Origin of the sequence: Rhodococcus sp. JVH1 (assembly GCF_000280725.2) — a bacterium.
In the GTDB taxonomy this organism is placed as follows: Bacteria; Actinomycetota; Actinomycetes; order Mycobacteriales; family Mycobacteriaceae; genus Rhodococcus_F; species Rhodococcus_F jostii_A.
The window spans coordinates 4,975,343-4,995,305 of sequence record NZ_CP166289.1; the positions used below are offsets into that span (position 1 = coordinate 4,975,343).

A 19,963-nucleotide genomic window follows, 5' to 3' on the forward strand; every position below is an offset into this window, starting at 1 on the left:
GGTGAGGTGAAAGAGTTTCGCGTGTGCTTCATTGATCTCCTGGTGCAGCTACGGCTGTTCAGCAGGCTGGGCGACCGCGTTATGACGCCGGTACGGTCGGCATGTGCAGTTCGATCGAGCCGGTGCAGTCTCCGCACGAGTGGGCCGGCGGGCCGGTGGGCGAGAGTTCGACGTCCGGGGGCGAAGCCACGGTGCCGCAAGTCTCGAGCGCGAGGAGGGCTGCACCGTAGGCGCCGGTGATCTGCGGGTCCGGCGGGACATCCACATGCACCCCCAGTGCCGAGCTCAAGAAGTGGACGGCCGCGGCATTCTTCGCCACCCCACCGGTCATCACTACCGGCGTCTTCTTGCCCACCTGGGCAATCAAACCGAGCGTCCGGGCGGAAACCGCCCGGTGAACGGAGGCGGCTATGTCGGTCCGCTCGCACCCGCTTGCGAGCAGCGACACGATCTCGGTTTCGGCGAAGGTTGCGCACATGCTGCTGACCTCCAGGTTCTTCTCACCCGACAGGGCGAGGTCGGCCAGCTCGTCGACCTCGCACTCGATGGCCCTCGCGAGTACCTCGAAGAATCGCCCCGTGCCGCTTGCACATCGGTCGTTCATTGCGAAGTCCTCGACGAGTCCCTCGCCGTCCACAGCGATGACCTTGCTGTCCTGCCCACCGATGTCGACGATCAATCGGACGCCGGGGCACAATGCTGCGACGCCGCGCGCATGACAGGTGATCTCGGTGAACGTCCGCCCGATGCCGGGGACGAGTCTGCGACCGTAGCCGGTGCTGATGGTAGCCGTGATCTGCGACGGCGCCACCGAGGCCCGGCCGAGGGCGTCGTCGATTGCCTGCCGCATTCCAGCTCGGCTCACGGCGCCCATCTGAATGGCGCTCGCGCCCAGAAATGCTGCGGACCCGTCGAGGATGACGGCTTTGGCGGACGTCGATCCGAGGTCGACTCCCATGAAGTATTCCGTCACGTCGATCAGACCCGGCTTCGGCGGACGTCGATGCCCTCGAGCATGGCTGCCAGACGGCTTTCGAGGATCTCGTCCTTGTAGAAGGATGCGTCGGCGACGTCACCTTCGAAGAACATCGAGGGGATTCCGAGTTCTTTCTGCGCCGACTTCGCGAGCAGGTGCTGGGGGTTGGTGAATGCTCGGCAGGTACGGGAGGCGTGGAAGACGATTCCGTCGATTCCGTAGTCGATGCAATCGCGGTTGGTGAGGTGCTTGAGCGTCTTTACGCCGTGGTTCGTCGGGCACAGCAGATAGTGCTGCGCCATACCGAGAATGGGATCTTCCGTGTCGATCAGGTGCGGTTCCTGCCAGAACGCATTGTGGGTGTATCTTCCGCAGACCACGGCGACGTCGGCGTCGGCGAATTTGCGCGAGAGCCAGCCGAGCTTGTTCCAGTTCATGATGCCGTCGAAGTAGAGACGGTAGCGCTCGTTGCGGACGCCGGGGATGGCGTGGTCGAGACGGTACTGGACTTCGGTTTTGACGTCGGCGAAGTACTGGACCAATTCCGGTCCGGCGGGCATGAAGTTGATGTGCGCGATGCTGGCGATCCAGTCCCAGTAGGTGGCCGGTGTCGGGGCGGCACGGCACAGCGCCATCGCCTCGCGTCGTAGTTCCGAGGCGCGTTTGATGTAGGACATGTTCTGCCGTAGCGCATCCCAGTCGAATGGCCGGCCTGTCATCGTCTCCAGGAAGGCGATCAGCTTGTGCAGTTGATCGGCCACATAACGTGAGGCCTGCTCCCACTCCTCACCGCGAAGGTAGCCTGCGTCGGGTTTGTTGCTGGGCAGGAAGGGGAGGGAGACGTTGAAGATCGGCACCTGTTTTCCGAAGACGCGGTACGAAATTTCGTCCCATTGCTGGCCGGTGCTGCAGCCGGCGTACGCGTTGACGAAGAAGTCCGGTGCAGGCAGGCGGGAGGCGAGTTGCTGTTGGTCGACGAGTCCGACGATGCCGTTCTCATCCTCGGACTTGGCCTGCTTGGTGAGTACGGCGCAACCGAGATGTGTTCTTGCGTATGAACACAACTCGCCGATGTACCCGTATTCCTCGCCGGCGAGCTGGGCCGGCTTCTCGAGCTGTTGTGCGGCCAGGCGTGCCGAGAACGCCTCGCCGTGGCACCACTCGAGTCCGGCGGCCTGGAAGATCGGGTTCACGGCTGAACCGTTGTACCAGACCACTTGCTTGCCGCGTTCCTTCGCCGTGAACAGGTTCTCCCAGTAGTCGCCCACCATGTTGGTGGCGGTCGGGATGACGATCTTGTTGGAATTGCCGAGCGTGGGGGCTGACACAGTAGATTCCTCCGAAGGTGGGTGTGGGTGCTAAACGGTGGACAGTTGCTTGCGTCTGATTCGCTCCACCAGCGCTTCCACCCGGGTGCGGATGGATTCCATCGGTAGACCCTCGTGTTCGGTTTCGATGAGCAGCAGAGGAATCGATTTGGCTTCCAATGCTTTCCGCAGCTCCGGGTAGAAGAGCATGTGCGGTTCGCAAAACTTCGCCATCAGGACGATGACGCCCTGCGCGCCGCTGGCGTCGACCGAGTCGACGAGGAACCGGTCCCAGTCCACTTCGTGCTGAACCCGGGTGGGGCAGGGTACGGCGGTGTTGCGCCGGAGGTACACCGACGCGAGGGCTTCGAGAGGATCGCCTCCAGATCCGATATCTGTTGACACATATCGTGTTCCGTGGAAGAGGTCGTCGTCGACCACGATGGCTCCGCAGTCCTCGATGATGTCCAGGAGTTCCGGTTTGGGGGCGTGGCAGAAGTGGCCGGAGAGGTGGATGCGGATGCGGTCGTCGCGCGGCACATGGCTCGAGTCGCCCATCACGTCGCGAAGCAGTTCTGTGTGTTCCTCCTTGTCCATGATCATGCTGGACTTGACGAGGACCTGGAGCTGGGCGGATGTCAGTGCGGCGTCGCCGGACCGCCTGTTCTCGAAGATCGTCCGCATCAGGCGCCGGTTGGCGTCGAAGACGTCGATGCTTCGCGAGAGATCCGCGTCGGAGATCCTGCGATCAGCGAATTTCTCGAGCTCGCTGCGAAAATCTTCCATTTTTCCCAGTACCTGCGGAAATGCCCAATCGTCGCTCATAGAGGACATCAATTGGCCGAAGTAGACCGGCTTGTCCGATTCATCCTCGCGCACGACGTCGATGGCACCCAGTAACTGGATGCAATGGTCGGCATGGAAGAAGCCGTCGTAGACGTCCAATCGGCCGAGTGCTGCTTGATCGGCGACGTTTCGGGTGTATCCACAGTTGAACTCGCCCAGCAGATTACGCCCGACTGTGATCGGTTGCCGGTCTTCTTGGATGATCACGGGAAGTACACCTGCGGCGTGCGCGAGTTCGGCGGGGAAGTTCATCGGAAAAACTCCGAGTGCCTGTCTACCGGTTCGTTTTTTCCACTGTGCGACATAGTCGTTCGGACTATCGGCGACGGCGCTCATGGCGCGCATTGCCCGTGTGAATGTCGACGGCATGGTTCTCGCCCGTCCTTTTCTCGTGTAAATCATGGTGCTGGACCCAGGCACGCGTCTTCGGCTGTGACGTACCCGACAGGAGCGATCATGCGCCCATTTTTCACAAGTTGCAACTAGATGTTTAAAAATTTGTACAACGTTGCAGCTAGATGGGCTACTCTGATGAGTGCGAGGCGGATGTGGAGGCTACGAACGTGCGAACCGGATCATGGGAGCGATGTGTGGCGGCTTGCTGCCGGCTCGCGCGAAATGACGAAATACGTTTGCATGCAACCGGCCTCACCCGAATCCGTCCAGACGGTCCACTTGACGAGATGCACGTCACATTTTATGGTCATTCCATTCGCGGACCGCTCGGCAATCGACGTCGCGGTCGACCCTTCGTCGCGATCCTTCCTCTTCCAGTGCTCCAGGAGCAGATATGACTTCGTCCCTGCCTCTCGACATAGTCACGCCACCATCGAAAGCAACCTCCCGCCGTGCATCTCTTGCGGCCTTCTCGGGATCGGCAATCGAGTACTACGACCTCGTTGCCTATGGAACTGCCGCAGCCCTCGTCTTCGGCGACCTCTTCTTCCGTGACGTCAGCACTCATGTCGCACTGCTGCTGTCCTTCGCCACCTTCGCCGCGGGATATGTAGCTCGTCCACTCGGCGGGTTGCTGTTCGGCTACATCGGCGACAAGCACGGTCGCCGGACTGCAGTGCTACTCACGATCTCCGTGATGGGCGCCGCGACCGTGTGTATCGGTTTGCTGCCCACCTACGACTCGATCGGTTCGCTTGCCCCGATCCTTCTGGTCGTTCTACGAGTCCTGCAGGGACTCGCGGTCGGCGGTGAACTGGGCGGAGCTGTCCTCATCTCGGTCGAACATGCCCCGAAGAACAAGCGTGGCTTCTACGGCAGCTTCTCCACCGCGGGCGCCCAGGGCGGAACCCTCCTCGCGACGATCGTCTTCGCCGTCGTCACGCTGATGCCGGACGATCGGTTCAATTCGTGGGGTTGGCGGATTCCGTTCCTGCTCAGTGCCGTCATCGTTCTCGTCGGAATGTTGATCCGTCGCGGTCTGGACGAGACACCGGACTTCAAGCAGAGTCAGACCGACCGTGCAGCTTCGTCCTCTGACGCGGCAGCGGTCAAGCACAATCCGATCCGTGACGCGCTGTCCAAGCATCCGATGACGATCCTCGGTATCACGTTCATCATGGCCGGAATGATGTCCATCTGGTACGTCATCACCGTGTACAGCCTCAGTTATGCCGTCAACCAGTCGGGTATTCCTCGAACGAGCATGTTGTGGGTGGTCTCTGCGGCAACGCTGGTCGTAGTCCTCATGAACCCGGTGTGGGGGGCACTCTCCGACAGGGTCAGTCGGAGTCGACTCATCGTCTTCGGTTTGCTCAGCGAGGCCGTGCTTCTATTCTTCTACTTCGCAATGCTCGGCGTCGGCAACCTGGCGCTGGTGTTCATCTCACTCATCCTCGTTGCAGGGCTGGGGCACGCGGTGGTCAACGGTATCTTCCCGGCCTTCGTCGTGGAGAGCCTGCCTGCCGCTGTGCGATACACCGCGGGATCGTTCGGAATGCAGCTGGCGGCGCTGGTTGCCGGCTTCGCACCACTGGTCGCGACCGCGCTCGAGCCCACCGCGGGCGGTGTGTGGACCGTCAGCGCACTGTGCCTCGCACTCTGCGCTCTGGGTGCATTCAGCGCCGCCTACATCGTCAAGCTTCACGCTCCGCAGCAGGCCTCGGCCGTCGCGCAGACTTCTCCGTCATCTTCAATGAAAGCGAGCAACGTACAATGATCCCTCCGCACACATCGCCACTGTCCGCGCAGCGAGGGTACGACTTTTCCGGCTCAGGCATTCTCATTGCGGGTGGGACGTCGGGGGTGGGTCTCGCCACCGCGAGATACTTCGCCGACGCAGGGGCGACGAAGCAGGTACTGGTCGGCCGTAGCGACCGTCGCGGCAAGGACGCACTTGCTCGACTCGCAGAGACCAATCCCGGATGCGATGTCCTGTTCGTCGCGGCAGATGTCAACGAAGCCGGGGCAGCGGACGAAGTCGTCCGGCAGGCACACGAACATCTGGGCGCAGTCGATGTTCTCGTCAACTCTACGGTCGCGCAATATCAGCCCACGTTGCTGCACGACATCGAACCCGGCAAGCTGATCGACATCTTGGTCCAGCAGGCAATCGGACCGATCTTGATGAGCAGGGCCGTCGTGCCCGTGATGCGCGAGCGCGGACACGGCGCGATCGTCACCATCGCGTCGGACGCAGCGAAGGTCCCCACCCCGGGAGAGACCGGAATCGGTGCCGCGATGGCTGCGATCGTGACGTTCTCGCAAACCCTCGCCGTCGAAGCCAAGCGATACGGCGTTCGTGTCAATGTTCTGACACCGTCACTCATCGTCAACACCGGATCGTACGATCGGGCCATGAATGCCGAGTTCAGCAAGAAGATCTTCGACAAGATCGTCTCACAGGCTCAGCTGGGTCTCACCGAGCCCGAGGATCTGGCCGACGCAATTCTGTTCCTCGCATCTCCGCTCTCGCGCAGAATCACAGGACAGGTGATCAGTGTGAACGGTGGTATCTCCGTTGCCTGAGATGAGCACACGTGCGCCCTTGGTGCGCCGTCGTGTCCGGTCGAGAGAGGACATCCTCGACGTGGAACAGCAGCGACACCAGCACCTGCTACCCGGATCGACCATTCACGCATGCCTGACCGAATCGGCTCGTCGGCACCCGGACAAGAGCGCGATTCTGCATCTCGACGCGCCGGACTTCACGACGCCGACCCGAGAGGTCACCTATCGCGAGCTACTCGAAGGGGTGGAGGCATCGGCATCGGTGTTCCTCGAGCGTGCGGCGGACGCACCGAGTGTCGTCGCCGTGATGGTTCCGATGGTGCCCGAGGGATTGTTCGCCACCTGGGGAGCTCAGCGGGTGGGTACGGCCGTGCCGCTGAACCCCTTTCTCGAACTCGCCTCGCTCGTCAACATCCTGAAGCTCACCTCGGCGACCGTCCTGGTCACGACTGACGAGATCCTTCGGGAACGCGGTGTGGAAGCCAATGCGGTTCTGACGAGTGTCCCGACGCTTCGGGATGTCCTTCTCGTCGGCGGTGACAACAGCACGTTCACGGAAGCATTGACCGAACATCGCGGCCGCACCGTCGACGTCGACGACGACCCCCACCGGGATGCAATGGTCATGCCCACCGGTGGTACGACGGGTGCGCCGAAGTTGGTGCGCATGTCGCAGAGCGGCCAACTCGTCGTGGCGTGGAACGTCGGAGCACTGATGGGGTGCGAGGAAGATGCCGTGGTTGGCCACGGTATGCCGAACTTTCACTGCGGCGGAAGCATCGCGCTTGCCCTTCGATCGGTCGTCTACGGACAGACGTTGCTGACTTTGACGTCCGGTGGCTTCCGGTCTCGGGACGTTGTCGAGAATTTCTGGGCGATCGTCGAGCGATACGGCATGACATCGACGATGACCACCCCGACGACAGCATTCGCGATCTTGAACGCGGCGGACGCACCGAAGGGCTCGACGACGCTGACCGATTTCCACGTCGGTGGAAGCACGGTTTCCACTGCTCTGATCCGGACGTTCCACGATCGGTTCGGAATATGGCTGCGCGAATGTTGGGGAGGCACAGAGTTTCACGGAACGATCACCGGACATCCGAACGACGGCGTCGAACCGCGCGTGGGCTCGGCCGGCCGGTCCCTGCCGCACTCCCGGGTGCGCGCTGTCGTTCTCGATATCGACGGCCGGTGGATGCGTGACTGCAATCCAGGGGAGCAGGGAGAGTTGCTGATCGGCGGACCGACTGTCAGCCCCGGATACCATGACGCGCATCTCGATGCCGGCTTCTTCGTGACCGGTGTGCCCGGCGGGGGAGTGTGGGGACGGACGGGCGATCTAGGCACGGTGGACGAAGACGGATTCGTCTGGGTTTCGGGACGCAGCAAGGATTTGATCATCCGTGGTGGTCACAACATCGATCCACGAGATATCGAGGAGGCGCTGGGCTCGCATCCGGCGGTCGAAGTGGTGGCTGCGGTAGGTCGACCGGACCAGGCGAAGGGGGAGATGCCGGTCGCCTATGTTCAGCTCAAGGCCGGGTCTGTTGCCGAGCCCGCCGAACTATTGCAGTTCTGCCGAGAACATGTGCAGGAGAAAGCGGCTACCCCGGTCCATGTCACGGTGCTGGATCGGCTGCCGCTGACGCCCGTCGGTAAGATATCGAAGCCCGCACTACGAGCACTGGCGTTGAAGGACGAGGTTCGTCACGTCGTTTCGAGCTCGAGCCGGGCACCCGTAGTCTGTGATATCGCACTCGACGACACCGGTCTTCGTCGGGAAGTGACCGTGACGCTGACACCCGCATCGGCATCGAGCGTCGACATCGAGTCGTTGGAGGAGAAGTTGGGGGCTTACGAGTTCTCGGTGCGGGTCGAAGTGGGTACATTCGTTGCGACACAGTAGGAGGACTCGTTGATTGCGTCCAACCGTCTTGCGCGGCAGCCACTGCCGCCGCCGAGTGCGCGGTCGATGCTGTTGACGGTCATCGGTGAGTTTTTGTACGACGCCGAGGAGGGGGCGTGGACGGCTGCCCTGATGAAGGTCCTCGGTGGGATGGGGATAGAGGATCACGCTGCACGGCAATTGCTCTCGCGCGCCGCATCGGCCACGTGGATCAAGCGGGAACGCGTCGGTCGTGGGGTGCGCTGGCATCTCGCCGACCACGGTCGCGCGTTGGCGGCCGACGGCATCAAGCGGTCGCATGCGTTCCTCGACGGACCGTCTCCGTGGGATGACGAATGGCTCGTGCTGACGATCACCGTGCCCCAACGCAAGAACTCGGTTCGCAACCGTCTCAACGGAGGACTGACGTGGTTGGGGATGGGCAATCCCACACCAGGAGTCTGGGTTACACCGCACGTCGACAGAGCGCGAGAGCTGAGCGAATTGATCTCGACGCTCGGTCTGACCGAATCGGCACTCGTCCTCACCGGGAATCTTCACCCGGGAGGACTGGGCAACCACGAAGTCGTCGATCGAGCCTGGGATCTGACCGACCTTGCCGAAAGCTACCGAACACTGCTTACGCAGGACGGTGCATCCGAGCCGGGCGACGACGACGAACTGCTACTTGCCTACATCGAACTCGTGAGTCTGCAGCAGAGGTTCATGAGGCTCGACCCACAACTTCCCAAGGAACTCTTGCCGGAATGGATCGGTCGTGACGGCGCCGTGCTGTTTCAGCGACGCCGCGAACAGTGGGCAGCGCAGGCCCATGCGCATTGGCTCAGGGTCGTCGAGGAATCCGCGCCGAAATAGGTCGCGGTGGTCCAGTCACCCCGCGGTGCGAACGCGCGAGTACGACCTTTTCCTGCCCGGTCGTGCGGGTGCGAGTTTGGTCGTGCAGAGTTCGTCGAGTCGGCGCTTGACGCTGTCGTTGATGGTGGGGTGGTGGGTGAGGAGACGTTGCAACCGGCGGTAGAACACGGTCGGGAACACGCCGAATTCGGGGAGGATGTGTTCGTCACCGCCGCCGAAGGGTGCCCATTTGACCGCGAAGTCGAGCATGTCGAGTTCTTCCCTGGTCACGGGTGTCTCCTGTTTCTCTGCTGTCGGGTAGGCGGGTGCGGCCGTGCGATTCCTCGCGCGGCCGCACCCGACCGAGTCATCTCACGTCGAGGTAGATGCTCTTGAGCTGCTGGTAGCTCGCGAGTCCCTCGGGTCCGAGTTCGCGTCCGAGGCCGCTGTCCTTGATGCCGCCGAAGGGTGCGGTGGGGTCGTTGGAGTAGCCGTTGATGCCGACGGTTCCGCTGGCGACGTTGCGGGCGAACGCGGCGCCGCGGTCGGGGTCGGCGGTCCAGATGGAGCCGCCGAGTCCGTAGTCGGAGTGGTTGGCGATCGCGATGGCTTCGGCCTCGTCGGTGTAGGGGATGACCGAGAGGACGGGGCCGAAGATCTCCTCCTGGGCGATGGTGTGGCCGGTTTGCACGTCGGCGAAGACGGTGGGTTCGACGAACCAGCCGTGGTCGATGTTGTCGGGTCGGCGGCCGCCGGTGGTGACGCGGCCGCCGTCGGAGCGTCCCTTGTCGATGTAGCTTTCGACGCGGTGCCGTTGCCGGGCGGAGACGAGGGGACCCATCTGGGTGGTGTCGGACAGCGGGTCGCCGACCGACAGGCCCCTGGCGAGGTCGGTGATGGTGTCGACGATCTCGGTGTACCGCGAGCGGGGTGCGAGGACGCGGGTGCCGAGCCAGCAGATCTGCCCGTTGTTGAGCAGGGTGGCGGCGTAGAAGGATTCGAGGTTCGCTGCCAGGTCGGCGTCGTCGAGGATGACGGCGGCGGATTTGCCGCCGAGCTCGAGGGTGACGGGGCGGAGCAGTTCGCCGCAGGTGCGGCCGATGGCGCGGCCGGCGGTGGTGGAGCCGGTGAAGGACACCTTGTCGATGCCGGGGTGGGCGACGAGGTAGGCGCCGAGGTCGCGTCCGCCCGGGACGATGTTGAGCACGCCCGCAGGAAGCCCGGCCGCGATGGCCGCCTCGGCCATCAGGAATGCGTCGAGGACCGTCTCGGGGGAGGGTTTGAGGACGACGGTGCACCCGGCGGCGAGGGCGGGGGCGAGTTTGAGGAACGTGATGGCCTGCGGCACGTTCCACGGCACGATGGCGCCGACGACGCCGATCGGGGAGCGGGTCACGAGGGTGGAACCGCCGAGCATGCCGGGCCGGATCTCGTCTTCCTGCTTGGCCGCCATCTCGCCGTAATAGCGCAGCAGGACCGGCGGGAAGCCGCCTTCGAACTGCCGGGCGAGGGTGATGGGCATGCCGTTCTGGCTGCTCACCCGGGTGGCGGTGTCTTCGGCACGGGATTCGAGTTCGTCGGCGAATCGGCTGAGCACCTCGGCGCGCTGGGCGGCTGTCCACGATGCCCACTTGGTGAGCGCGGCGCGGGCGGCGTCGACCGCGTCGTCGACGTCGGTCTCGATGCCCTCGGGGACCGAGCCGATCCGCTGCTCGGTGGTCGGGGAGATGACCGGGATGGTCGCGTCGCCGGACGGTCGTGCCCATCCGCCGCGGATGTAGAGATCGGGGTAGTCGATCGTCATCGGGTGTCCTTCGTGAGTGGTTCGGGTGCGGGTGGTCAGTCGTGGACGAGGACGGGTTTGAGGACCTCGCCGCGGTGCTGGGCGTCGACGGCGTCGTTGATCTTCGTGAAGGGGAACGTGGTGACGAGCTTGTCGAGCGGGAACTTCCCCGACTTGTACAGCTCGACCAGTTGGGGGATGAACTCGTCGGGAACGCTGTCGCCCTCGATGATTCCGGTGACGGTCAGGCCCATGGCGAGGGAGTTGATGATGTTCAACGGAACCGAGGATTCGGGGTCGGCGGGCACGCCGATGAGACCGATCTTGCCGTGGAACGTCATTGCGCCGACGAGCGATTCGATGACGGCGGCAACGCCGGAGGTGTCGATGGCGTAGTCCACCCCGGCGGGGATGATGGCCCGGACCTGCTCGGCGAGGGGGCCTGCGGCGGGGTCGATCACGTGGGTGGCGCCGAGTTCGAGAGCGAGGTCGCGCCTCGACTGGTGCGGTTCGACGGCGATGATGGTGCTGCAGCCCCGGACGACGGCGCCCATGACGGCGGCCAGCCCGACGGATCCGGCGCCGGCTATGAGGATCGCCGATCCGGGTCGGCAGTTCAGCGAGCGCATGACTGCGCCTGCGCCGGTCTGGATGCCGCAACCCAGGGGTGCGAGGAGTTCGGCGGGGACGTCGTCGGGGACCTTCACGACGTTGCGTTCGAACGCGAGGCTGTGGGTGGCGAAGGACGATTGTCCGAAGAACAGACCGGTCAGCGACTCGCCGTCGGTGGTGGTGATCGGACCGGTGCCGTCGTCGCGGACGCCGTCGTAGGCGAGGTGCATGAACTGGTGGCAGTACGAGGGTGCCCCGGCGGTGCACGACGGACAGGTGCCGCAGCTGTTGAAGGTGATGGCGACCCGGTCGCCGGGGGCGACCTTGGTGACGCCGTCGCCGACGGCCCGGACGACACCGCACCCTTCGTGGCCGAGGACGGCGGGCAGTGCGGTGGGGAGGGCGCCGTCGCGGGCGGCGAGGTCGGTGTGGCAGATGCCGACCGCCTCGATCTCCACGAGCACTTCACCGGCCCGAGGACCCTCGATGGTGATCGGTTCGAGGGTGAACTCGGTGTGCGGTTCTCTCGCGACTGCTGCGAAAGCTTCCATCGTCAATACTCCATGTCTTGTGGGCCGGCCGGAGACGGCCGGCCGGAATCGAAATGCTCAGAGAACGGTTTCCCGCAACGAGACGACGGGATCGGCGAGAGCAGTGGCGTCGACCTTGGTGCGATTGCCGATGAACTTCTTGCCCGCCATGAATTCTGCTGCGGCGTTGACGGTCTCGACGGCAACGGGTATCCCGTCGCTGTCGAGGTGGAACAGGGCGAAGGAGGAGTCGGACGGGCTGCCTCGCAGGACGGCCCGGGTGTCAGGACCGACCATCCCCGCCATCTTCATCTTCAGGTCGAACTGATCGGACCAGAACCACGGCACTTCGTGCGGCGGCAGGGGTGCGTTCATGATGACCGCCGTCGCCTGCTTCGCCTGTTCGACTGCGCTGGGGATGCTTTCGAGCCGCACCATCTTGCCGAGCGTGTCGTGCAGGCGGTAGGTGACGTCACCGATCGCGAGGACGTTCGGATCGCAGGTGTGTGCCGAACCGTCGACGACGATACCCGCGAGACAGTCGATGCCCGATTGTCGTGCCAGAGCGTCGTTCGGGATTGCGCCGACACCCACCAGCACCAGGTCGCAGGGGATTTCGGTTCCGTCGCCGAGCACGACACCGTCGACTCGACCCGCCGTCCCGGTGATCTCCCGAACCTCCGCGCCCGTGCGGATGTGGGTCCCGCGGTCCCGGTGGAACTCGGTGAGGACCGTCGACAGTTCCGGACTGGCCACCCGCGCCAGCACCCGGTCCTCCCGTTCGATCACCGTGACCTCGCATCCGCGGGCGCGGGCCGACGCTGCGACCTCGAGACCCACGTACCCACCGCCGATGATGGCGAGTGCCGATCCGGTGTGCACGGCGTCGCGGAGCAGGGTGGCGTCGGCGAGGGTGCGCAGGCTGAGGACACCCTCGAGATCGCTCCCCGGCAGCGTCAGGGTTCGCGGCGCGGCGCCCGTCGCGAGAACGAGCGTCGTGTACTCGAGGACTGTGCCGGACGCCGTCGTCGCGGTTCGGGCGTCGCGGTCGATCCGGACGACCGGATCGCCCAGCCGGGTTTCGATCTGATTGTCGGCGTAGAACGTTTCCGGTTTGAGCCACTGGACGAACTCGTCGTCGGCGTACTTCTTCGACAGCGGAGGGCGGTGATACGGCGGATGCGACTCTTCGCCACAGAGGACGATCCGGCCGTCGAACTTCTGCTGCCGCAGCATGCCGGCGAGTGTGCCGCCGGCATGTCCGGCCCCGACGATCACCACGGTGGGTGTGGGGTGTGGCGTGCGCATCGTGCTAACCGGTGAACTCGATCTTGACGGGCATGTTCTTGAGCCCGCCGACGAAGTTGGTCTGGATCATCTTGGTGTCGTCCACCAACTCGACCGACTCGATGTGGGGAAGCAGTTCCTCGAACATGATCCGCAGTTCCAGCTTCGCCAGGTGCTGACCGATGCACATGTGCGGGCCGTAGCCGAACGCGATGTGCTTGTTGGGCCTGCGGGTGATGTCGAACGTGTCGGGGTCCGGGATGACGTCCGCGTCGCGGTTGCCCGACTGGTACAGCAGCATGAAGCGGTCGCCCTTCTTGATCTCGCGACCGCGCAGCGTGTAGTCCTGCGTCGCCTGGCGCATGAAGTGCTTCACCGGGGACGCCCAGCGCAGCGATTCGTTGACGATGTGCGGCGCGAGCGCCGGGTCCGCCTTCGCCTTCGCGAGGAGTTCGGGGTTGCGGCCGAGTTCGAGAATGCCGCCTGCGAGGGTGCTCGAGGTGGTGTCGTGACCCGCGGTCGCGATGGCGATGAAGTAGCCGTAGGCCACCTCGTTCGGGTAGTACTCGCCGCTCTCGTCGCGTGCCACCGAGATGATCGTCGCGAGGTCGTCCTTCGGGTTGGCCCGCCGGTCCTGCAGCAGCCGCTCGAAATAGGCGTAGAAGTCCTGAATCGTGGCCACCCACTGCTTCGCGGCGGCGTCCGGGGTGAGCGGCTCGACGTCTTCACGCGCAGCGTCGGGATCGGCGGTGCCGAAGAATTCCTGCGTGAGGGCCATCATCCGGGGCTCGTCCGACTCCGGTACCCCGAACAGGCTCATGATGACGTGCAGGGGGTAGTGGAGGGCGAAATCCTTGACGAAGTCGATCCGCCCGTCCGTCTTCAGCAGCCGGGCGACGGCAGCCTTGGCGAGATCGCGGATGACGGTCTCCCACTGGGCGAGGTTGGTGGGCCGGAACCAGTCCAGCGCGATGTCCTTGATCGCCGTGTGCTCCGGCGGGTCGAGGTAGGTGAGGGTCTCGAGGATGCGGAGGCTGCCGTTGTTGATGCTCTTGGTGAACGCGTCGCCAGCCTGGTTCGCCAGGATCGGGTTGACGGAGCCCTTGTCCTCGCCGCCCGCACTGGTGAAGATGTCGGGCTGGCGCTCGATCTCCATGATGTCGGCGTGCTTGCTCACCAGCCAGATGGGGTCGTACCCCTCCACTTCGGCGCGCCCGAGCGGGTTGTTCTCCCGCAGCCAGCGGTAGGCCTCGAACAGCGCGTCGTTGTCCCGGTGTCCCTCGGGCAGGACGACCTGGCGGGCGACAGCGTCCGGAATCAGTTCCGTGACCTGCTCTGTAGTGCTCATCAATTCCCCTTCGTGGTGCAGTGAGATGCGGCGCCGAACGTCGCGGCGCCCTCGCCGACTGGAGTGACTTCAGCCTGTCAGCTGCGAGAGTGAGGGGCATCACACCATCGATCGATAGTTGTCCACCTAACGGGGGATGTGTGCCGCGTCACCCCGTCGTCGCCGCCTGTGTAGACGCCGAGAATCACCCCACTGGAGGGGGGTAATCAGTCGAAGTGGTGATGCACCCGGACAGTGACCGGCGACACAATTTTGACGTTCACCCGGTCAACCCGAAGGAGATCGCCATGCCCACCGTCGTATACCAACTCCCAGACGGCTCGACGTCGTCCGTCGACGTCCCCGCCGGCCAGAGCGTGATGGACGGGTCGGTACGCAACAACCTGCCCGGCATCGTCGCCGAATGCGGCGGTAGCTGCTCGTGCGCCACCTGCCACGTGTACCTGGACGACGATGCGAGTGCGGCGTTCGGCGAGCCGACGTTGGAGGAACAGGACCTCCTCGAGTTCCTCGACGGTGTCCAGCCGTGTTCGCGTCTCGCCTGCCAGCTCGTCCTGACACCGGACGTGGACACCGTCACGGTGACCGTGCCGTCCTCGGACGCCTGACCGGTCCGGCGGGTTCACCGGGCCGGGGACTGATACTTCGCGATCAGTTCGGCGCGGTTGGTCGCGCCGAGTTTGCGGAGGATGCGTTTCACGTGGGACTTGACCGTATCGACGGTGATGACCAGTTCGGCGGCGATCGCGGAATTCGACGCCCCGGTGAGAATCAATCGGACGACGTCAGCTTCGCGTTCGGTCAGTGGTTCGAGCAGGCGCTGCTCGGCGGCGTCGCGGTCGGCCTGCGACGGAGCGAGATCGAGGGCGCCGTGGGAAGGTGGCGCGTCGTCGCCGATCCACCGCCGGGCGCTTTCGCGCAAGAGCGCAGTCTGACGCTCGCGACGCGACTCCAGACCGACTCGCTCGAAGTGCCCGCCGAGCACTTCGGCGAACACTCCCAGGGCGTGGCGCCTGGACCCGTGCAGCACTGCGCCGACGTGAAGGAGCGCGGCAGCGGTCCCGTCGACGACGACGGGGACGGTGGTGAAACCGTTCGCGCCCAGCAACTCTCGCAGCTCGGCGGGAATGTGGGAACCCACCGTGACCGTGTTCGTCTCGATCGCATCCGCCTCGGGCGAGCCGTCCGCGAGGCCGAACTCGGAGGGCAGAGACGGCATCGTGCCCGGGGCGGTGCTCAACGCGGCGACGGGAATGATGCGATCGCCGTCGAGCCGCGAGAGGACAACCTTGTCCACGGAGCAGAGTTCCGCGACGCGCTCGCACGCGCGCTGCATGAGTTCCGCGCTCGAGGCGGCGTCGTCCAACGCCCGGACCGCGCGATCGATGCCCGTCGCGACCGCGCCGATGTCGGCGGACCGGGTCGCGTCGGCGGCGTTTCTGCGGTCGAGGAGGTCGACGAGGAGCCTGCCGAGTTCGGTCGAACGGGCCGGAGCGGCCGTCCGCATTTCGGAGAGGATGTCCGCGATGGCGCGATCGGTGTCCGTGGTGTTCTCGTCCGTGTGCGGTTCGGGGTGGGGAGCGTCAGCCACCGCACACCGTCTTGGCGTTGGCGCACAGCGCCGCCACTTCGGCCCTCGTGGAGACGCCGAGTTTCTTGAAGATCCGCTGGACGTGGGACTTGACGGTGCCGTCGGAAATGCACAGCCGACGGGAAATGGTGGCGTTGGTCGCCCCCGTGGCCATCAACGTGAGCACCTCGCGTTCGCGCGCGGTCAGCGCATGCGCGCGCGGGATGACCGGAGTCTGCGGAGATTCGGTGGATGCGTCGGTCCGGGGAAGGTCGCAGGTGGCGACCTCCGGCATCGTCAGGGGCTGCTCGAGGTGCCGCAGTGCCTGGGTGAGCCGCTGTATCTCGGCGTCGACGTGCTCGTTGCGGGTGGAGATCTGCCGCCGCAGGTCGGCGCGTTCCTTCGATGAGGCGCAGGCGCCGGCCAGTACCGCGACGAGGTGGACGTCGGTGTCGGACAGGCTGTCGCTCTGGCGGTCGACGTGGATGATCGCCACCGCGCGGGCGTCGACGACGACCGGCACGGCGAGGTATCCGGCGGGCCGCGACAGATCGATCAGCGGGCGGTACGTGTGCCGGTAGGTGTCGACGGCGTCCACGGCATACGGTCGGCGCCGGCGGACCAGTTCGGCCTCGCGCGGTGCCTCGCGCAGCGCGATCTCGCGTCCGTCGATTGCCGTGGCGAGTTCGTGGAAGTCCCCTGTCAGTTCCGGGTTGACGGCTAACGCGATGGGAGACCAGGTGGAACCGCGGACCACGGAGAACATCGCCTTGCCGTATCCGAGGCTCGTGCACAGTTCCTGGGTCACGACGTCGGCGAGGCGATCCGCACCGGCATCGAGCGCACGGACGACCCGCTGCAGTGCCTCGAACTGGGCGGTGTGCACGCTCAGTCGGCGGGCGATGTCGTCGCGACTCGCGGCGTCGAGTTCTGTCACGAGTTCTGCGAGGCGCAGGGTGCGCTCGGGGGAGTCGACGCCCTCACGCAACTTCCGGGCCGCGAACGCACGAATCACCGTGAGGTCGGGTTCGCTGTCCGCCAGGCGGATCAGATTCGGCTCGTTGCCGAGAAGGTCCTGCAACTCTGCAACCGCCTGGTCGGCAAGCTCGGACGAACTCGTCGAAATGACCACTCACCACTCCTCGCGCCGTGGCCGCCGCACGGATGACGACGACACCGTCGTCCGTTCCTGTGACACAACGCACAGTATAGAGAAGGTGTCACCTGGGACGTTGCTGCACCGCCCGCGGCCTGACTCCAATGTATATGGTCAGTCCAAATACGTCACGCATTCCGCGAAAGTGGTCCGAGAAGGTTCTTGTCTCGGATGCGGCCGCCATACTAGGGTCGAATGGTACGACCAAAATGGAAGGAGCGGCTTAATGGCGCACCCCGTGCGATACGACGTCGACGAGCATGTCGCCGTCCTCACTCTCGCTCGCCCCGAAACCCGCAACGCGCTGTCCGACGACCTGCTCGACGAGCTTCTCGCCGCGCTCGAACGCGCCCGGGACGACGGCGACGTGCGGGTCGTCGTGCTGGCGTCGTCGCACGAGAAGATCTTCTCGGCGGGTGGCGACCTCAAGGCGTTCGCGAGCGAGACGCCCACGATCGTCAAATATGCCGGGCTGGATCGCTTCCCGCGGCTGTATCAACTGATCGGTGGTCTCGGGAAACCGGTGATCTGCGCCGCGGGCGGTGACGTGCTGGCCGGCGCGTTCGGGCTCGCGCTGGCGTGCGATTTCGTGCTCGCCAAGGAGTCGGTCCGGTTCGGGTGTCCGGAGATCAACGTCGGTGTCTTTCCCTTCATGATCTCCGCGCTCATCTATCGGAACGTCGGGCGGCTCAAGGCGAACGAGCTGATGATGTACGGCGAGCTCATCACGGCCGCGGACGCGCTCGAGCTGGGTTTGGTGAACCGGGTGATCCCGGACGACGACTTCGAGGCGGAGGTCCGGGCGTGGGCCCGCCGGCTCGCGCGCAAATCGCCACTGTTGATGCGCCTCGGGAAGGAGGCGATCAACAACACGCGCGACATGTCTCTGCCGGACGCTCTCACGGCGCTGCAGTCGCAGCTCGCTCTCGCGTTCACGACCGAGGACATCGTCGAGGGGGTCACTGCGTTCCGCGAAAAGCGTTCTCCTGTATGGAGCATGCGCTGAACACCGGGACCGAACTCGTTGCACTTTCGGTCTAACCATTATATTGTGAGGGCCAACACAGAGTCTTTTATTCCCTCGTCATATCTGCGCTCAGAGGAAGGCATCCCATGGCGTTCGCATCGGTCACCGATCGCTATTCGGACGAACAGATCCGAGAGTTCTATGCCACCGGGCAGTGGCACCGCGACACCTTCTTCGACATGCTCGAGGTCCAGGTTGCCGAGCGGGGCGACCGTGTCTTCCTGACCGACGACACCAGCGGCGGCATCACCTTCCGGCAGTTGCGGGACAGGGCGCTGAGCCTGGCCGTGGGACTGCGGCGCCACGGGATCACTGTCGGCGACCGCGTGTCGGTGCAGGTTCCGAACTGGATCGAATTCGCGATCATCGCCGTGGCGTTGTCGCGCCTGGGCGCGGTCCTGGTGCCGATCATGCCGATCTACCGCCGCGACGACGTCGAATACATCCTGGGTAATGCCGGTGTGCGGCTGTCGATTACGCCGCAGAGTTTCAAGAAGTTCGACTACGCGGGCATGTACACCGAGATCCTGGGTGCCGTCGACTCGCTCGAGGACGTGGTCGTCGTCCGCGGGAGTGGCGAACTGCCGAACCGCGCGGTCTCGTTCGAGTCGCTGTTCGTGGAGATCGCAGCCGAGGAGGCGATCGCCGAACTCGGGCCCGGTGTCGGGCCGGACGAGCCGTTCGTCATCGTTTACAGCAGCGGCACCACGTCCCGTCCCAAGGGCTGCATCCACACGTTCAACACCTTTGCCTGTGGATCCCGTCTGCTCGCCAAGGGGTTCGCCTACACGCCCGACGACGTGCAGTTCGGCCCCTCGCCGATCACGCATACCACCGGCCTGGTTACCAGCATCGTCCTTCCGCTCATGCACGGAGCGGCGTCGCATCTCATCGAGGTGTGGGAGCCGGTCCGCGGGATGGCGCAGATCAAGGAACGCGGGTGCACGGTCGCGGTGAGTGCCACGACGTTCCTGCAGATGGTCATGGACGCCTACGACCCCGCTGTGCACGACATCAGCAGCATGCGGCTGTGGGTGGCGGCCGGCGCCCCGATTCCCGCCAGCTTCGTCACCAAGGCGGCCGAATTGTTCCCGAGCCTGCAGGTACTGAGCCTGTATGGCCGCTCGGAAAACGTCACGACCACCATGTGCACGGTGCATGACGAGCCCGAGCGGTCACTCACCTCGGACGGGCGTCCGCTGCCGATGCAGTCGGTGAAGGTCGTCGACGAACTCGGCAACGAGGTTCCGCGCGGTGAGGAAGGTGACATCGCCTACAAGGGCGCCATGCACATGCTCGGGTACCTCCACAATCCCGAGGAGACGGCCAAGCTGTTCACGCCGGACGGGTATTCCCTCTCCGGGGATCTCGGCCGGATGGACGAGGACGGCTACGTGCGCGTCACCGGCCGCACCAAGGACATCGTGATCCGCGGCGGCATGAACATCAGTGTCCGTCAAGTCGAGGATCTCTTGGCGGCGCATCCCGCCGTGCGCGGTGTCGCCGCGGTCGCGATGCCCGACGAGCGACTCGGGGAGGCGGTGTGTCTCTACCTCGTCGCCGCGCCCGGCTACGGCGACATCACGCTCGAAAAGATCAAGACCTACCTGCTCGAGCAGGGGGTGGCGATTCAGAAGGTTCCGGAGCGGTTGGAGATCGTCGAGGCGCTGCCGACGACGGCCACGGGCAAGATCCAGAAGAACGTGCTCCGTGCGCAGATCGCGGCGAAGATCGAGGCAGACCGGCAGCAGCGGGCACAATCCGTCAGCTGATCGGAAGGCAAAGGGGGCGAAGCCGATCGGCTTCGCCCCCTT

17 protein-coding genes are annotated in these 19,963 nt (G+C 64.7%); 7 read left to right on the forward strand and 10 right to left on the reverse strand.

The annotated features are described in order from the left end of the window. Window positions 1-79: 79 nt before the first annotated feature. The 3 genes from JVH1_RS22970 to JVH1_RS22980 are packed head-to-tail and all read right to left on the reverse strand — an operon-like array spanning window position 80 to window position 3,498. Window positions 80-958: an acyl-CoA dehydratase activase gene (locus tag JVH1_RS22970; RefSeq protein ID WP_009475567.1), complete on the reverse strand. Its 879-nt coding sequence runs from the start codon at window positions 956-958 to the stop codon at window positions 80-82. Window positions 959-978: 20 nt separating this feature from the next. Next, on the reverse strand, window positions 979-2,304 hold the full coding sequence (locus tag JVH1_RS22975; RefSeq protein WP_009475566.1) for a 2-hydroxyacyl-CoA dehydratase subunit D: 1,326 nt from the start codon (window positions 2,302-2,304) through the stop codon (window positions 979-981). 30 nt (window positions 2,305-2,334) lie between these two features. Continuing rightward, complete coding sequence (locus tag JVH1_RS22980; RefSeq protein ID WP_009475565.1) at window positions 2,335-3,498, reverse strand: 2-hydroxyacyl-CoA dehydratase subunit D; 1,164 nt, start codon at window positions 3,496-3,498, stop codon at window positions 2,335-2,337. A gap of 421 nt (window positions 3,499-3,919) precedes the next feature. Here JVH1_RS22980 and JVH1_RS22985 point away from each other — a divergent pair, with 421 nt between their 5' ends. From JVH1_RS22985 to JVH1_RS23000, 4 genes are read left to right on the forward strand one after another with little or no spacing between them, the layout of a single operon-like run. Then, the gene (locus tag JVH1_RS22985) at window positions 3,920-5,302 is read left to right on the forward strand and encodes an MFS transporter (protein ID WP_009475564.1); all 1,383 of its coding nucleotides are present in this window, start codon (window positions 3,920-3,922) and stop codon (window positions 5,300-5,302) included. After that, the gene (locus tag JVH1_RS22990) at window positions 5,299-6,111 is read left to right on the forward strand and encodes an SDR family NAD(P)-dependent oxidoreductase (protein WP_051033684.1); all 813 of its coding nucleotides are present in this window, start codon (window positions 5,299-5,301) and stop codon (window positions 6,109-6,111) included. Before JVH1_RS22985 ends, JVH1_RS22990 begins: the two co-directional genes overlap by 4 nt. Window position 6,112: 1 nt before the next feature. Next, complete coding sequence (locus tag JVH1_RS22995; protein ID WP_063720688.1) at window positions 6,113-8,002, forward strand: AMP-binding protein; 1,890 nt, start codon at window positions 6,113-6,115, stop codon at window positions 8,000-8,002. A gap of 9 nt (window positions 8,003-8,011) precedes the next feature. After that, the gene (locus tag JVH1_RS23000) at window positions 8,012-8,857 is read left to right on the forward strand and encodes a PaaX family transcriptional regulator C-terminal domain-containing protein (RefSeq protein ID WP_009475561.1); all 846 of its coding nucleotides are present in this window, start codon (window positions 8,012-8,014) and stop codon (window positions 8,855-8,857) included. Window positions 8,858-8,872: 15 nt separating this feature from the next. On the opposite strand, the gene JVH1_RS23005 is transcribed toward JVH1_RS23000, so the two are convergent. From JVH1_RS23005 to JVH1_RS23025, 5 genes are all read right to left on the reverse strand, one after another. Next, window positions 8,873-9,127 carry a hypothetical protein gene (locus tag JVH1_RS23005; protein ID WP_009475560.1) on the reverse strand — a complete coding sequence of 85 codons (255 nt, stop codon included), beginning with the start codon at window positions 9,125-9,127 and terminating at the stop codon, window positions 8,873-8,875. Between the two features lie 76 nt (window positions 9,128-9,203). Further along, a complete protein-coding gene (locus JVH1_RS23010; protein WP_009475559.1) occupies window positions 9,204-10,640 on the reverse strand; it encodes an aldehyde dehydrogenase in 1,437 nt (478 codons plus the stop codon). A 35-nt stretch (window positions 10,641-10,675) separates the two neighbouring features. Then, window positions 10,676-11,782 (reverse strand): NAD(P)-dependent alcohol dehydrogenase, encoded by a 1,107-nt coding sequence (locus JVH1_RS23015; protein WP_009475558.1) that lies wholly within the window; start codon window positions 11,780-11,782, stop codon window positions 10,676-10,678. Window positions 11,783-11,839: 57 nt separating this feature from the next. After that, window positions 11,840-13,069 carry an NAD(P)/FAD-dependent oxidoreductase gene (locus tag JVH1_RS23020; protein ID WP_009475557.1) on the reverse strand — a complete coding sequence of 410 codons (1,230 nt, stop codon included), beginning with the start codon at window positions 13,067-13,069 and terminating at the stop codon, window positions 11,840-11,842. A 4-nt stretch (window positions 13,070-13,073) separates the two neighbouring features. After that, window positions 13,074-14,396, reverse strand: coding sequence for a cytochrome P450 (locus tag JVH1_RS23025; RefSeq protein ID WP_009475556.1), 1,323 nt, complete (start codon window positions 14,394-14,396; stop codon window positions 13,074-13,076). Between the two features lie 287 nt (window positions 14,397-14,683). Between JVH1_RS23025 and JVH1_RS23030 the strand changes: the two genes are divergently transcribed. Continuing rightward, entirely contained in the window at window positions 14,684-15,004 is a 321-nt protein-coding gene (locus tag JVH1_RS23030; RefSeq protein ID WP_043779394.1) for a 2Fe-2S iron-sulfur cluster-binding protein, read from the forward strand. A 14-nt stretch (window positions 15,005-15,018) separates the two neighbouring features. On the opposite strand, the gene JVH1_RS23035 is transcribed toward JVH1_RS23030, so the two are convergent. Together JVH1_RS23035 and JVH1_RS23040 are read right to left on the reverse strand one after the other, a co-directional pair. Continuing rightward, a complete protein-coding gene (locus JVH1_RS23035) occupies window positions 15,019-15,987 on the reverse strand; it encodes a helix-turn-helix transcriptional regulator (RefSeq protein ID WP_192817830.1) in 969 nt (322 codons plus the stop codon). Beyond that, the gene (locus JVH1_RS23040; RefSeq protein ID WP_043779337.1) at window positions 15,980-17,098 is read right to left on the reverse strand and encodes a LuxR C-terminal-related transcriptional regulator; all 1,119 of its coding nucleotides are present in this window, start codon (window positions 17,096-17,098) and stop codon (window positions 15,980-15,982) included. The genes JVH1_RS23035 and JVH1_RS23040 overlap by 8 nt, the downstream gene beginning before the upstream one ends. Before the next feature lie 250 nt (window positions 17,099-17,348). On the opposite strand from JVH1_RS23040, the gene JVH1_RS23045 reads away from it, so the two are divergent. Together JVH1_RS23045 and JVH1_RS23050 are read left to right on the forward strand one after the other, a co-directional pair. Beyond that, window positions 17,349-18,128 (forward strand): enoyl-CoA hydratase/isomerase family protein, encoded by a 780-nt coding sequence (locus JVH1_RS23045; RefSeq protein ID WP_009475554.1) that lies wholly within the window; start codon window positions 17,349-17,351, stop codon window positions 18,126-18,128. Window positions 18,129-18,235: 107 nt separating this feature from the next. Further along, window positions 18,236-19,921, forward strand: a complete 1,686-nt coding sequence (locus tag JVH1_RS23050) for an AMP-binding protein (protein WP_009475553.1) — start codon at window positions 18,236-18,238, stop codon at window positions 19,919-19,921. Window positions 19,922-19,963 lie beyond the last annotated feature (42 nt).